We start from the raw sequence: 13,997 nt of genomic DNA, 5'->3' as shown, positions 1-13,997 counted from the left end.
TGCGCGCGGCGGGTTTGCCTTACAGGGCTTCCACGCGCGGCGTCGGCGTACCCTGCCATGTTAACCGATAGGCGGCGCCTTTGCGAACATTGCCGACCAGGGCAGGGCGGAAGCAGGCCAGGTTGGTGCCGCTGGCGTGCCGCACGCTGGGGAAGATCACGCCCATGGAGCCCGCTTCGAGCAGCACGGCCGCCAGGTCTTGCGAGGCGATGTAGCTGGCCGGGTCCAGGCAGGCGGCATAGCGCTGCTGGCCGCGCAGGTCGTGGAAGCTGGCGGAAAAATCGGCCAGCAGCGACTGGTAGTTGACGCTGTCGTCGAAATAGTCGATTTCCTGGTATTCCACGGTCTTGTGGAAAATGATTTCGGCCAGCGCCGTTTTCATGTCGAAGGCGCAATACCAAGCCCCCCGTTCGCCATCGTTGAAACGCGCCCCTTCCGGGCGGGCATACGTGTAGGCGGCATTGATGATGCGGAAGTGCGGCACGCCAAAAACCAGCTCGTCCACGCCAATTCCTGGCGCGCCGCCGTACTCCGCCACCAGGCGCGCGTTGGTCGCGTTATCGAGCTCGAACAGCTCGCGCAGGTGTTCGTCGTCCTCGGCCAAGGGCGCCAGCACGGAGTCTTCCATGTCGGCGAAGCGCGAGGGAATCAGGCGGCAGGTGTCGATCTGGCGCAAGGCGGCCAGCGGCGGCAGGTATTCAGGGGAAGCGGCAGCCAAGATCACAGCCCTCCGCGGCGCGCATCGAGCAGCTTGCGCACCGTCTGCATGGCCAGCAAGCCGCCGGCCAGCATCTGCGACAGGGGCGTGCGCCCGCCGAAGATGGGATTCTTGTTGGGCAAACTTATCCATTCGTCCGCCAGCTTGTCGCCGTACAGGATGTGCAAGGCCTTGTAGATGCCCAGCAAATACGAAATGCGCGTGATGCGGTCCACTTCCAGCACGCGGTCCGGGTGTTTCTTCCACTCGTAGTAGGCGCTGCTGGACAGGCCGCCCAGCAATTCGCGCGCATCGTCGTCGCGCAGCTTCCAGGCGGCGGCCAGCTTGAAAAACCCTTTCAGGGCCGCCTGCGACAGGCGCTCGCGCTCGGCTTTGGCGTTCAGGTCGACAAGCACGGCCGGCTCGAAGCGGCTTTTCGGGTAGGCATAGGCGAGATTCATGGCGTATCCTTGTATGAGACTCTGTTTGTGGACTATTTATACTCCTTTTTAGGATTCGCTGCAACGGCCGCACGCATGAAAAAACGGGGCGCAGCAGGACATCTGTCCCGCTGCGCCCCGTCGGCCCGCCGGCCGCGCCGGCTTATCGTGCCGTGACGGTAATGGGCACGCTGAGCTGCGCCGTCAAGCCGTTATTGTCCAGCGCCACCACCTTCAGCGCATAGCTGCCGGCCACCGGCTGGGGCCAGCTGGCCGTGATGGTCATGCCGCTCATGGAGAACTGCATGCCCAGCGGCGCGCCGATGATCGAGATCCACAGCGCGTTTGCGCCGGGGGCCGTCAGCACGATGCTGCCGCTCATGGCCTTGCCCGCCACGCCCGTCATGGCGGCGGCGCTGATCGTGGGACCGGCGGCGATTTTCACCGTGGCCACGGCCTGGCCCGTCAAGCCCGTCTTGCTATCCCTGGCGATGACGGTCACGCTGTAGCTGCCCAGCACGGGGTTGGCCCAGCTGACGACGCCGGCGGCATTGACGCTCATGCCCGATGGCGCGCCCGCCAGGCTGTAGGTGACGGGGTTGGGCGCCACCGTGGTGGCGGTAAATGACAGGGCCACGCCCGGCTTGCCGCTGACGCTGGCCACCGTGACCACGGGCGGCAGCGGGGCGGCGATGGCCACCGTATAGACGCCTTTGCCGCTCAGGCCCGTCTTGCTGTCCGTGGCCGTCACGGTGACGGCGTAGGTGCCGGCCACGGGCGCGGCCCAGCTGACCAGGCCGGCGCTGCTGATGGCCATGCCTGCCGGCGCGCCGGCGAGCGCGTAGCTGACGGGATTGGCGGCGCTGACGCTGACATTGAATGCCAGCGCCGTGCCGACCTTGCCCGTGATGGCGCCGGCCGCAACGACGGGCGGCGCGACGGGAGCGATGGCGATGGTGTACACGCCCTGGCCGCTCAAGCCGCTGACGGTATCCTTGGCTACCATGGTCACGGCATACGTGCCGGCCACGGGGGCGGCCCAGCTGACCACGCCCGTGGCGGCGATGCCCATGCCGGCCGGCGCGCCCAGCATGGTGAAGCTGAGCGGATTGGCGGCGCTGGCCGAGACGGTAAACGACAGCGGCTTGCCGGCCGCGCCGCTGATGCTGGCCGGCGCCACGACGGGCGCGGCGGGGGCGATCTGCGTGCCCGACAGGCTGGCCAGCAGGCTTTTCACGTTCGGCGTACCCAGGCCGCCCAGCGGGTCGTAGCCGACCTTGGCCGTGCATACGCTGCACGTGCCGTTGCTGCCCCGCGTGATGTCGGCAAAGCTGCTGGCAAAGGTGCCGGGCACGCTGGCGATCTGGCCGTAGAGTATGCCGTGCGGCAAGCCCAGCGCCGTCTTGGCCTGCAGTGCTCGGCTGGCGTTGGCGATGGCGACCAGGCCCGCCCATTGGGGCGTGGACAGGCTGGTGCCGCCGATGCTGAGCCAGCTGGCGGTGCTGCTGCCCTGCGCCATGACGGCCGTGTACTGCCCCGTGGCGGGGTCGGCATTGAAGGCCACGTCGGCCACGTTGCGCCGCAGCAGGTTGGTCAGGCCCGGCACGTTGACCGTCTGGTAGATAGGCAGTGCCGTGTAGGCACTGATGCCGCCGCCCGTGCCGGACCAGGCCGCTTCACTGCGCGCGCCGCTGCCGCTGTAGCTGAGCGTGGTGCCGCCCACGGCCAGCACATTGGGCGAGACGGATGGCCAGGACACGCCGCTGCCCGAGTCGCCCGTGGCGGCCAGGTAGCTCATGTTCTTGCCCGTGAAGGCGCTGTCGACGGAAGCCGTCCAGTTGCCTTCGGCGGCGCCAAAGCTCATCGACACGACGCCAGGCCCCATCAGGTTGGCCAGGCGCACGGCGCCCAGCAGGCTGTTGATGGAAGCGTCGGGCGCCTCGATCAGCACGATGCGCGCCAGCGGCGCCGTCGCATGCGCCCACTGCACGTCGAGGGCGATTTCCATTGCCCAGCCCGAGTTATAGGCGGGCGCCGTGGCCGTCATGGTGTTCGACGGTGTGCTGTACACGATGGACAGTTCGCAGCCGCTGGCCGGGGCGGCCGGCAAGGGCAGGGCGGCGTTGGTGGCGATGCCCTTGGTGGTGCAGCCGGGCAAGCCGAATTTCTGGTTGAAGATGGCCAGTTCGGCCGCCGCGTTCGGGTTGTGCATGGCGTCGACGATGTAGATCGTCTGTCCCGCGCCCAGCTGGGCCGCCTGGGCCGGCGTCAGCGCCGTGCCCGCCGCCGGCAGGGCGGGCAGGTCGTAGGCGGCGCGGATTTGCGCGGGAGAGTAGGTGGCCACCACGCTGCTGCCGGCCATGGGGGCGACGGTGTCGGCCGTGCCGCCCGCTTGCAGGGGTGCGATGTCCTGCGCCATTTGTTCCGCGGCGGCGATCTTTTGCGGCGTCAGGCGGCGCGTGCGCATTTCCGTCATGGCGCCGTGCACGTTCTGCAAGTGGGGGCGCCAGTGGGCCGAGCCGCTGCTGTTGCTGCTGTCGCGCCCGTCAGGCGCATCGAGCAGGGCGGGGGCGGCGTGGAACATCGGCTGCGCCACCAGCGCGCCGACGGCGGCGGGGATGACGGGCACTTCGACGCTGAATTGCGTGGCCGCCGTGGCGATGGCGGCGGGCGGCGCCGACGCCGGACTCTCCTGGCCGGGGCCGCAAGCGCCCAGCAGGATGGCGGCAGTGGCGCCCAGCAGCAGGCGCCCGTGACGGGAATGCAGGGGGATACTTTTTTTCATGGCGAAACTCTCCGAGTTGGGCGAGGGCCACATCTCGACAATGCGGGGGCTGGCGCCGCGCGCTGGCGGTCCCGGCCTTGCATTGGCAGCCCCGCTGCCGTGGCGCTTGCGCGCGGTAGGCCGGTGGCTTTGCGTCCCCGCCTTTCGACGGGTTTGCCCTCAGAACTGATCATGCATCGCGACGTATTTCCTGATGCGTTATCAATTCTAGTGAATTCGCCAAATAAGTGTTAACTATTTTCAATCAACATTTTCATTTATGCATGAATTTGTCGTATATTCCGCCATTATCCGATGCAATCTTGTCAGCTTGGTTAAGCCTAAAAAACAAGGTTGTCAGGGCTGTATCGGGGCGTAACGGCGTTTTTCCGTTGTAACGGCGAGTGCATTTTTCTGGTTTTAATGAATATAACGAATTTGCCGAATTTTTCACCTTCCAGCCATCAATCCTCGAACACCATGCCCGGATATGGCGCTGCGCGGCAGGCCGCCAGCCGCTGCGCCAGGCTGCCCGCATGGGCTTCCAGTTGATGGCCGTCCGGGTCGAGAAAATACAGGGAATCGCCGGCGCTGCGGTTCTGCTGCCACTCGGACACGCCCGCGGCGCGCAGGCGGGCGGCAAAGGCGGGGAAGTCCTGCTGCGAGATGGAAAACGCATAGTGCGTGTAGCTGCCGCCCGCACCGCTGGCCGCCCCCGCATCCAGCGACAGGCACAGCTAGAGTTCACCGGCCGACAGGTACGCGCCCCTGTCCCAGCGCGCATGCAGGCGCAGGCCCAGGGTGTCGCGGTAAAAAGCAACGCTGCGCGCCAGCTCGCGCACGGACAAGGTGAGGTGGTTCAGGCCGGTCAACATGGTGCTGGATACCTCTCAGGTGGGGGAGGCGGGTTCCAGCCTCCGCAGCGGTTTCTGGCGACAGTATTCCAGGTACAGCAATAAGACCACAAACCTCACGGCGCCTGACCAAACCGTAGCGAGCGGCAGTGATTTGCGGCCGAGAAGCGCAACCGTGCCAGGGCACGGTGAGCATCGCCGGCCGCAAAGCGCGACGCGCAGTAGGTTTGGGCTGGCGCCATCAGACAGGCTCGGCGTGCTCCACCATCAACTGCACCTTGGTCGTGCCATTGTATTCATTCGCGTCGAGGCGGAAGGCGACGCGCGTGCGTTCGCCCAGGGCGTCCGTGTGGCCGAACCAGATGGCGTCGAAGCGCACGCCGTTCTTTTCCAGCAGCAGTTTCAAATGGCGCTCTTTTAATATGCGCTGGCTGACGACGCGGAATTCGTCGCAGAAGACGGGCGGGGCGAAGCCCTGGCCCCACACCTGGCCATCCATCAGCTCGATGAAGGCCGTCGTGTAATACGCGTCTTCCAGCGGGCCGTCCGTTTCCACCACCCGTTCCAGCTGCTGGGCGCTGAGCCAGGCCTGGCCCACGGCTTCGAAGGCCTGGGAAAAGGCGTCGAAGGCGTCGGCGCGGATGGTCAAGCCGGCCGCCATGGCGTGGCCGCCGAACTTGTCGATCAGGCTGGGTGCCCGTTTCGACACGAGGTCGAGCGCGTCGCGCAGGTGGAAGCCGGGGATCGAACGTCCGGAGCCCTTGATCCAGCCGTCCGCGCCCGGCGCAAACGTGATGGTGGGGCGGTAGAATTTTTCCTTCAGGCGCGAAGCGACGATGCCGATCACGCCCTGGTGCCACGATTCGTCGAACACGCTGATGGTGCTGCTGTTGGCCGGTTCGAAATCGTCGAGGTGCAGCAGGGCCGTATCCTGCATTTCCGCCTCGATCTCGCGCCGCTTCAGGTTGATGTCGTTCAGTTGCTGGGCCAGCGCCCAGGCGCGGCCTTCGTCGTCCGTGATCAGGCATTCGATGCCGAGCGACATGTCCTGCAGGCGGCCCGCCGCATTCAGGCGCGGGCCCAGGGCAAAGCCCAGGTCGAACGGCGTGGCGCTGCGCGCTTCGCGGCCTGCCACGCGGAACAGGGCGGCCACGCCCGCGTGCATATTGCCCTTGCGCATGCGTTTCAAGCCTTGCGCGACGAGGATGCGGTTGTTCGTATCGAGGCGCACCACGTCGGCCACCGTGCCCAGCGCCACCAGGTCCAGCAGGTTGTCCAGCTTGGGCTGGGTTTGCGCATCGAAGATGCCGCGCCGGCGCAATTCCGCGCGCAGGGCCAGCAGCACGTAGAACACCACGCCCACGCCCGCCAGGTGCTTCGACGGGAAACCGCAGGCGGGCTGGTTCGGGTTGACGATGACGGCCGCGTCGGGCAGGGTATCGGCCGGCAAATGGTGGTCGGTGACGACCACCTGGATGCCGCGCCGGTTGGCCTCGGCCACGCCGTCGATGCTGGCGATGCCGTTGTCGACGGTGATGATGATGTCGGGCGACTTTTCGCGGGCCGTCAGTGCGACGATTTCCGGCGTCAGGCCGTAGCCGTACTCGAAACGGTTGGGCACGATGAAATCGACGTCGGCGCCCATGGCGCGCAAGCCGCGCAGGGCCACGGCGCAGGCGGTGGCGCCGTCGCAATCGTAGTCGGCCACGATGACCATGCGCTTCTTGGCGGCAATGGCGTCGGCCAGGAAGACGCCGGCCGCGCCGATGTGCAGCAAGCCGGACGGCGGCATCAGGGCCGCCAGTTCGCTCGACAGTTCTTTCGTGTCGGACAGGCCGCGCGACGCATACAAGCGGGCCAGCACGGGGTGGATGCCGCCCTGGCGCAGCAGTTCGGATTCGCGGTAAGGGCAGGGGCGGGTGGCGATGCGGGTACGGGTCATGATGCTTTCAACTTGTTCAGGGTAATCGCGCGCCAGAATTTGCGCTGCGCGTTCTTGCTGGTGGTGCAAGCTAGCCAGGCGTCGCGGTGGCTCAGCACCAGGCGCAGCTGGCCCAGGCGGCCATCTTTCAGGGCCGCCAGCAGGGGCGCGAACCAGTCCGCTTCCAGCGCTTGCAACTGCTGCAGCCACATGCCCCATTCCTGGCCCTGTGCCGCTTCGATCAGGCCGCCCAGCACGACGATCGCGTCCTGCTTGTCGGCCAGCACGCTGTCTGGACTGGCATGGCGCTGCGCCGGTGTCGCCAGCGCGGCCAGCCAGCCCGGCGCATCGCCGGTATGCAGGCGGGCGGCGCAGGCGGGCGCTTGCGCCGTGGCCTGGCTGGCGCCCCAGAGCCAGAAGGAATTGATGGCTTTCAAACCCCGCTCTTCGCGCGCCGCATTGACGGGATGTTCATGCCACAGCATCTGCACTTCGTTTTGCAGGCGGCGCGCGGCGCGCGCGTGCTCGCCTTCCGGCATCCACACGGACAGGTCCTGCGTCGTGGCGCCGTCCGGCGAGGCGCACTGCAAATCGCTCCAGCCATCGGCGCGCATGAACCAGGTGCCCGCGTCGCCATACGCCAGGGGCTGGCCGATCTCGTCGAAATACGGGGCGGCAATGTCGAACAGGGCGCGCCCGTCGGCCTCGCTCAGATTGAGCTGGCGCAAGTCTTCCAGGCTGATATGGCTGCGGGCGATGGCCAGGTGGGCAGGGTGCAGCAGGAAATAGCGGCCGCCCGGTTCCGGCGCCAGGCCGTAGCCGCGCATGGCCTGGGCGGCAAACGCCGCCTGCGCCGCCTCGCCGTTGGGCGCGGGCGCCAGGCCCAGCGCGTGCGCCAGCCACGCTTCGTGCGGCAGCAGGCGGTTGGCGTTGTCAAAAGTTTCTAAATTGCAAGTGGAGGAGCGCGACAGCAGTGCCGCCAGGGCGGGCGCCTGCAAGACCTTGAGCAGGTCGGCAGCCAGTTCGGCATTGGGCAAGGCGCAGGGCAGGACGAGGGTAAGTTGATTCATCCCGAGATTGTAGGCGATTGTGGCGGTGGGGGCGTAGTCCCCGTCGTTTTCTGCCCGGCCGCCGCCAGCATGCCGGGAGCACGGGGGCGCAGCAAAAATGGCGCCACGGTGATGTGTTTCACGCATGAAATGCCATTTGTGTGGCACACTGCGCGCTCGCATATCATCGTTGTCGCGGGAGCGCATGAGCATCATCAAACAATTTCCTTTCGAGTGGCAAGTCGGCGTGCGCTATACGCGCGCCGGGAAGCGCAGTGGCCGCAACAGCTTCATCTCCTTCATTTCCCTCATTTCCGTGGCCGGCATCGGCCTGGGCGTGGCCGCCCTGATCGTCGTCCTCTCCGTCATGAACGGCTTCCAGAAGGAAGTCACCGACCGCTTGATGTCGGTGCTGGCCCACGTCGAAGTGTTCGATACCAGCGGCTCCATGCCCAACTGGCAGGCGCAGGAACGGGCCGCCTACGCCAATCCGCAAGTGAAGGCCGTGTCGCCGTTCGTGGAAACCCAGGGCATGCTGCTCAACGACGAAACCATGCGCCCGTCCGTCGTGCGCGGCGTGCTGCCGCAGCAGGAAGCCACCGTCTCCAGCGTGGCCAGCCAGATGAAGCAGGGCAGTTTCAAGAATCTCACGCCCGGTTCGTACAACATCGTGCTGGGCATCGACCTGGCCAAGGCGCTCGACGTGAAAGTGGGCCAGAACGTGACCCTGATGCTGGAACGCGAGCCGAAGGCGGGCGATCCGGCCAATGGCATCGTCATGCCGCGCATGCGCGCGCTCAAGGTGGCGGGCATCTTCGAGGCCGGCCATAATGAACTCGATGGCAGCCTGGCCTTCGTCAACATGCAGGACGCGGAGCAGCTGCTGCAGCTCGACGGCCCGTCCGGCCTGCGTTTGCGCCTGCACGACATGAACAAGGCGCCGCAGGTGGCGCGCGAACTGAAGGCGTCGATGCCGGGCCAATTGTGGATGCGCGACTGGTCGCGCGCCAGTGCCAGCTGGTATGCGCTGGTGCAAAGCCAGAAGAACATGATGTTCATCATCCTCAGCATGATCATCGCCGTGGCTGCGTTCAACCTCGTCTCGACCCTCGTGATGTCGGTCACCGACAAGCAGGCCGATATCGCGATCCTGCGCACCCTGGGCGCCTCGCCGTTTTCCATCATGAAGATCTTCATGATCCAGGGCGCGCTCGTGGGCTTGCTGGGGAGCGCCCTGGGCGTGGCAGGCGGCGTGCTGCTGGCGCTGAACGTGGGCGTCATCGTGCCCTTCATCGAAGGCATCTTCGGTCTGCACTTCATTTCCAAGGAAATCTACCAGATCAGCGCCGTGCCGTCCGACGTGCATTGGCTGGACGTGGCGCAGATCGGCCTGATCGCCTTTGGCCTGGCGCTGGTGGCGACCATCTACCCGAGCTGGCGCGCCGCGCGCGTGAAGCCGGCCGAGGCGCTGCGGTATGAATAGTTGGCTTGTGTACCGGGGTCGGACCCGTCGGGTCTGACCCCAGCCTTTTGCTGCGGTATGAGTCATTGGCTGATCAACAAACTGCTGGGGTCAGACCCATCGGGTCTGACCCCTGAGAATTAATGAATTAATGAGCATGTTAAAAAATATTCCCTACGAATGGCTGGTCGGCTTGCGCTACACGCGGGCCGGCAAGCGCAGTGGCCGCAACAGTTTTATCTCCTTCATTTCCCTCATTTCCATGGCCGGCATCGGCCTGGGCGTGGCGGCGCTGATCGTCGTGCTGTCCGTGATGAACGGCTTCCAGAAGGAGGTGACGGACCGCATGCTGTCCGTGCTGGCGCACGTGGAAGTGTTCGACAACAGCGGCAGCATGCCCGACTGGCGCGCGGAAGCGGCGCAGGCGTTCAAGAATCCGGCCGTGAAAGGCGCCGCGCCGTTTGTGGAAACGCAGGGCATGCTGCTGCGCGACGACGCGCTGCGTCCCGCCATCGTGCGCGGCGTGCTGCCCGAGGAAGAGCCGAACGTCTCCGACGTGGCCGGCCAGACGCGCATGGGCAGCTTCAAGGCCCTGCAGCCTGGCACCTTCAATATCGTGCTGGGCATCGAACTGGCGCGCGCGCTGCGCGTCAACCTCGGCGAAAAAGTCACGCTGATGCTGGCGCAGGGCCAGGTCACGCCGGCCGGCGTGCTGCCGCGCATGCGCAGCTTCACCGTCAGCGGCATCTTCCAGGCGGGCCACAATGAATTCGATGCGGGCCTGGCCTTCATCAATATCGAAGACGGCCAGCGTTTGCTGCGCCTCGACGGCCCGTCCGGCCTGCGCCTGCGCCTGGCCGACATGAACCAGGCGCCGCAAGTGGCCGCGGAACTGAAAAAAACCATGCCGGGCGACCTGTGGCTGCGCGACTGGTCCAAACTGAACGCCAACTGGTTCGCTGCCGTGCAGACGGAAAAGCGCATGATGTTCATCATCCTGACCCTGATCATCGCGGTGGCCGCCTTCAATCTCGTCTCCACCCTGGTGATGACGGTGACGGACAAGCAGGCCGATATCGCGATTTTGCGCACCCTGGGCGCATCGCCCCGTTCCATCATGAAGATCTTCATGATCCAGGGCGCGCTGGTGGGCATCCTGGGCACCATCCTGGGCGTGGGCGGCGGCGTGCTGGTGGCCATGAACATCGACGTCATTGTGCCCTTCATCGAGCACCTGCTGGGCGTGCAGTTCCTCTCCAAGGACATCTATTTCATCAGCACCGTGCCGTCCGACCTGCGCTGGCCCGACGTCACCAAGATCGGCGTGCTGGCCGTGATCCTCGCCTTCCTGGCGACCCTGTACCCAAGCTGGTGGGCTGCCCGCGTGAAGCCTGCGGAAGCCCTGCGCTATGAATAAACCACTGACTATGACCATGACCGATCTGAACAAACCTGCTTCCAACGGCGCTTCCGCCGATTCCGCCGTGCTTTCCTGCCGCGGCCTGGGCAAGACCTTCACGCAGGGCAGCTACAAGGTGCAGGTGCTGGCCGGCATCGACATCGACATCCACCGGGGCGAGCGGGTCGCCATCGTGGGCGCGTCCGGCTCCGGCAAGTCGACCCTGCTGCACCTGCTGGGCGGCCTCGATACGCCCACCAGCGGCAAGGTCACCCTGCTGGGCAAGGATTTCGCCACCCTCAGCGAAAAGGCGCGCGGCAATCTGCGCAACGCCTCGCTGGGTTTCGTCTACCAGTTCCACCACCTGCTGCCCGAGTTTTCCGCGCTGGACAACGTCGCCATGCCCCTGATGATACGGCGCATGAAGCGCGCGCCCGCCACCGAGCTGGCGCAGCAGATCCTCACGCGCGTGAACCTGGCCAAGCGCGTCACGCACACGCCGGGCGAATTGTCGGGCGGTGAGCGCCAGCGCGTGGCGCTGGCCCGCGCCCTCGTCACGCAGCCGGCCTGCGTGCTGGCCGATGAACCGACGGGCAACCTCGATCACGCCACGGCCGAACAGATTTTCGACCTGATGCTGGAATTGTCGCGCACCCTGGGCACGGCCTTCGTCATCGTCACGCACGATATCGAACTGGCCAAGCGCTGCGACCGCGTGCTGCGCCTGACGGATGAAGGGCTGCAGCCGTACCAATACTAAGGAGCCGCCATGCAGTGGATCGACACGCATTGCCACCTGGACGCGCATGAATTCGGCAGCGAATCGCTGCAGGTGGCGGCGCGCGCGCAGCAGCAGGGCGTGGCGATGATCGTCATTCCCGCCGTCGAACGGGCCAATTTCGCCATCGTGCGCGAGCTGGCGGCAGCGGCGCCCAACGCCTGCTACGCGCTGGGCATCCACCCGATCTACGTGCCGCACGCCACCGACGACGACTTGACCGCCCTGCGCGGCGCCGTGGAACTGGCCATGAACGACCCGCGCTTTGTCGCCATCGGCGAGATCGGCCTCGATTTCTTCATTCCCATGCTGTGCGAGCCGGCCATGCGCGCCAAGCAGGAGCATTTTTTGCGCGAGCAGCTGAGAATCGCCCGCGACTTCGACCTGCCCGTGCTGGCCCACGTGCGCCGCTCGCAGGACATCGTCCTCAAGCATGCGCGCCAGATCCGTCCGAACGGCGGCATCGCGCATGCGTTCAACGGCAGCTTCCAGCAGGCACAGGGCTATATCGACCTCGGTTTCAAGCTCGGTTTCGGCGGCGCCATGACGTTTACGCGCGCCTTGCAGATACGCCGCATGGCCACGGACCTGCCTCTGGAGGCCATCGTGCTGGAGACGGATGCGCCCGACATCTCCCCCAGCTGGATCCACCCGGGCCGCAACAGCCCCGAAGAATTGCCGCGCATCGGCGCCGTGCTTGCCGAGCTGCGCGGCCTCGACATCGCGCAGGTGGCCGCTGTTACCAGCGCCAACGCGCGCGCCGTGATGCCCCGACTACCCTTGATGGAGAGACCAGAATGAACAAGAAGATCACCGCCGGCGCCCTGGCGGCCTGTTTGGGCGGCGCATTTGCGCCGGCCCTGGCGGCGCCGGGCGCCCAGTGCGACGGCATGCCGCGCCTCGACGTCGCCACGCCGGCCGGCTTTTGCGTGGCCGTGCTGGCCGATGGCCTGAAATTCCCCCGCGGCGTGCTGCCGCTGACGAATGGCGACATCGTCGTCACGGACATGACGGGATGGGCGCCGAAACAGGGGAAATTGTGGCTGCTGCAGCCCAAGGCGGCCGGTGGCGGCTATGAGCGCAAGCTGCTGCTCGACAAGCTCGACCGCCCGAACGGCATCGTGCAGGGACCGGACGGCATGGTCTATGTGGGCGAGGTGGGGCGCATCTTCCGTTTCGACTTGCGCGATCCGGCCCGCGCCATCACCGACGTGATTGGCGGCACGGCCAAGACGCCGCGCCTGCCTGGCCTGGGCTTGCACCTGTTGACGAACATGCGCTTCAGCCCCAAGGGCGACCTGTACGTGAACGTGGGTTCCAGCACCGACCATTGCGAGAACGATGGCAAGGCGCCCGATCCAACCAAGGCTTGCGCTTCGGCGGAAGGCCCGGAAGCGCTGGGCGCCATCCGCGAATACACGATGGCCTGGCCGGCTGGCACGGTGACGAGCTGGCGCACGCATGCGCGCGGCTTGCGCAATTCGATGGCGCTGGCCTTCCACCCGGCCACGGGCGAACTGTGGCAGGCGGAAAACGCGCGCGACGCCATCCAGGCCGCCATGCCGCAGCTGAAAAGCGACGAAAACCTGCCGCATGAAGAGCTGAACCTGATCAAGGCCGACCGCCACTACGGCTGGCCGTACTGCTACGACGACAACGTCGCCAGCCCCGAATATCCGAAGACGGCGTGCTCGGCCCAATATGCGGCGCCCCAGCGCCTGCTGCCGGGCCACGCCGCGCCGCTGGGCATGACGTTCTATACGGCCAGTCGCTTCCCGGAACTGTACAAGAACAGCCTGATCATCGGCTACCACGGCTACCGCAGCAACGGCCACCGCCTGGTGGCGCTGCTGCCCGACAAGGCCGGCGCGCCGCTGGGCAAGTCCGTCGAGCTGATCGGCAACTGGGAGCGCAAGGGCAAGCAGGGCCGGGGTGCGCCCGTGGACGTGAAGCAGGGCCAGGATGGCGATATCTACATGGCCGACGACCACAATGGCCTGGTGCTCAAGCTGCACTATGCGGCGCCAGGCAAGCCCTGACGTTCACCGCCCTCGCACGTGTCGACCGGGTCAGGCCAAAAGCCGTAACCCGACAATACCCGTAGCGCCAACAATGTCGTCGGATTACGCGCGCCTTCGGACGCGCTGATCCGACCTACCCGAGCTGTGCTTGACCTCGCTCAGTGCGGGGCTGCCGCATGCTCCTACAATCGGCCAGACGTTCCCACCGACCCGGGTTGGCCATGTATCTCCCCTTGCTTGTCGTTGCGCTGTGCCTGTGCCTGCCGAGCGCGCGTGCGCAGGGCGGCATCTACGCGTCGGTGCCACGCCTGAGCGCCGACCAGCTGATCGCGGCTTACCAGGAGGGGCCGCCGGCGGGGGAGGCGCAGGATCTTGCTTTCCTGCTCGGCCAGCGTTATGCGAAAGGCTATCTGGCCGGCGTGGCCGATGCGGCGCAGGGCAGGCAGTGGTGCGATACGGGCCGCTGGAAAACGGTGGAAATCGATGCGCTGGTTGTCGCGGGGCTGAAACGGTTGCCGGCCCCCGTCCGGCAGGGCGATGCGGCGGCCCTGATCGTGGCCATCCTGGCGCGGCGTTTTCCCTGTTCCACTCCACCATCAACGGGAGGCTGAC

General features: G+C 66.3%; 11 protein-coding genes, 1 pseudogene and 1 riboswitch. Of the genes and pseudogenes, 6 read left to right on the top strand and 6 right to left on the bottom strand.

Going from position 1 to position 13,997, the window contains the following annotated elements:
• Positions 1-19: 19 nt before the first annotated feature.
• From VPH41_RS12715 to VPH41_RS12690, 6 genes and pseudogenes are all read right to left on the bottom strand, one after another.
• Positions 20-718: an RES family NAD+ phosphorylase gene (locus VPH41_RS12715; protein ID WP_328570294.1), complete on the bottom strand. Its 699-nt coding sequence runs from the start codon at positions 716-718 to the stop codon at positions 20-22.
• A 2-nt stretch (positions 719-720) separates the two neighbouring features.
• On the bottom strand, positions 721-1,158 hold the full coding sequence (locus tag VPH41_RS12710; protein ID WP_328570293.1) for an MbcA/ParS/Xre antitoxin family protein: 438 nt from the start codon (positions 1,156-1,158) through the stop codon (positions 721-723).
• Between the two features lie 142 nt (positions 1,159-1,300).
• Positions 1,301-3,922 carry a S53 family peptidase gene (locus tag VPH41_RS12705; protein WP_328570292.1) on the bottom strand — a complete coding sequence of 874 codons (2,622 nt, stop codon included), beginning with the start codon at positions 3,920-3,922 and terminating at the stop codon, positions 1,301-1,303.
• An 81-nt stretch (positions 3,923-4,003) separates the two neighbouring features.
• Positions 4,004-4,090, bottom strand: a riboswitch (cyclic di-GMP riboswitch).
• 275 nt (positions 4,091-4,365) lie between these two features.
• Positions 4,366-4,776, bottom strand: a pseudogene (gene fos, locus VPH41_RS12700) (fosfomycin resistance glutathione transferase).
• 220 nt (positions 4,777-4,996) lie between these two features.
• Complete coding sequence (gene recJ / locus VPH41_RS12695; protein WP_328570291.1) at positions 4,997-6,697, bottom strand: single-stranded-DNA-specific exonuclease RecJ; 1,701 nt, start codon at positions 6,695-6,697, stop codon at positions 4,997-4,999.
• On the bottom strand, positions 6,694-7,746 hold the full coding sequence (locus VPH41_RS12690; RefSeq protein ID WP_328570290.1) for a hypothetical protein: 1,053 nt from the start codon (positions 7,744-7,746) through the stop codon (positions 6,694-6,696). Before VPH41_RS12690 ends, recJ begins: the two co-directional genes overlap by 4 nt.
• Before the next feature lie 184 nt (positions 7,747-7,930).
• Between VPH41_RS12690 and VPH41_RS12685 the strand changes: the two genes are divergently transcribed.
• The 6 genes from VPH41_RS12685 (at position 7,931) to VPH41_RS12660 (ending at position 13,996) form a co-directional block, all read left to right on the top strand.
• Positions 7,931-9,208 (top strand): lipoprotein-releasing ABC transporter permease subunit, encoded by a 1,278-nt coding sequence (locus VPH41_RS12685; RefSeq protein ID WP_328570289.1) that lies wholly within the window; start codon positions 7,931-7,933, stop codon positions 9,206-9,208.
• Between the two features lie 130 nt (positions 9,209-9,338).
• Complete coding sequence (locus VPH41_RS12680) at positions 9,339-10,604, top strand: lipoprotein-releasing ABC transporter permease subunit (RefSeq protein WP_152258453.1); 1,266 nt, start codon at positions 9,339-9,341, stop codon at positions 10,602-10,604.
• Positions 10,605-10,620: 16 nt separating this feature from the next.
• The gene (lolD, locus tag VPH41_RS12675) at positions 10,621-11,346 is read left to right on the top strand and encodes a lipoprotein-releasing ABC transporter ATP-binding protein LolD (protein WP_328570288.1); all 726 of its coding nucleotides are present in this window, start codon (positions 10,621-10,623) and stop codon (positions 11,344-11,346) included.
• Between the two features lie 9 nt (positions 11,347-11,355).
• Positions 11,356-12,165 (top strand): TatD family hydrolase, encoded by an 810-nt coding sequence (locus VPH41_RS12670; protein WP_328570287.1) that lies wholly within the window; start codon positions 11,356-11,358, stop codon positions 12,163-12,165.
• Positions 12,162-13,403 carry a PQQ-dependent sugar dehydrogenase gene (locus tag VPH41_RS12665; RefSeq protein WP_328570286.1) on the top strand — a complete coding sequence of 414 codons (1,242 nt, stop codon included), beginning with the start codon at positions 12,162-12,164 and terminating at the stop codon, positions 13,401-13,403. Before VPH41_RS12670 ends, VPH41_RS12665 begins: the two co-directional genes overlap by 4 nt.
• A 203-nt stretch (positions 13,404-13,606) precedes the next feature.
• Entirely contained in the window at positions 13,607-13,996 is a 390-nt protein-coding gene (locus VPH41_RS12660) for a Rap1a/Tai family immunity protein (RefSeq protein ID WP_328570285.1), read from the top strand.
• The last annotated feature ends 1 nt before the right edge of the window (position 13,997 follow it).

This window comes from Janthinobacterium sp. P210006 (genome assembly GCF_036231885.1).
Lineage (GTDB): Bacteria > Pseudomonadota > Gammaproteobacteria > Burkholderiales > Burkholderiaceae_D > Janthinobacterium > Janthinobacterium violaceinigrum.
The sequence above is the reverse complement of the archived record's forward strand: the minus strand, read 5'-3'. Positions and strand labels throughout refer to the sequence as shown.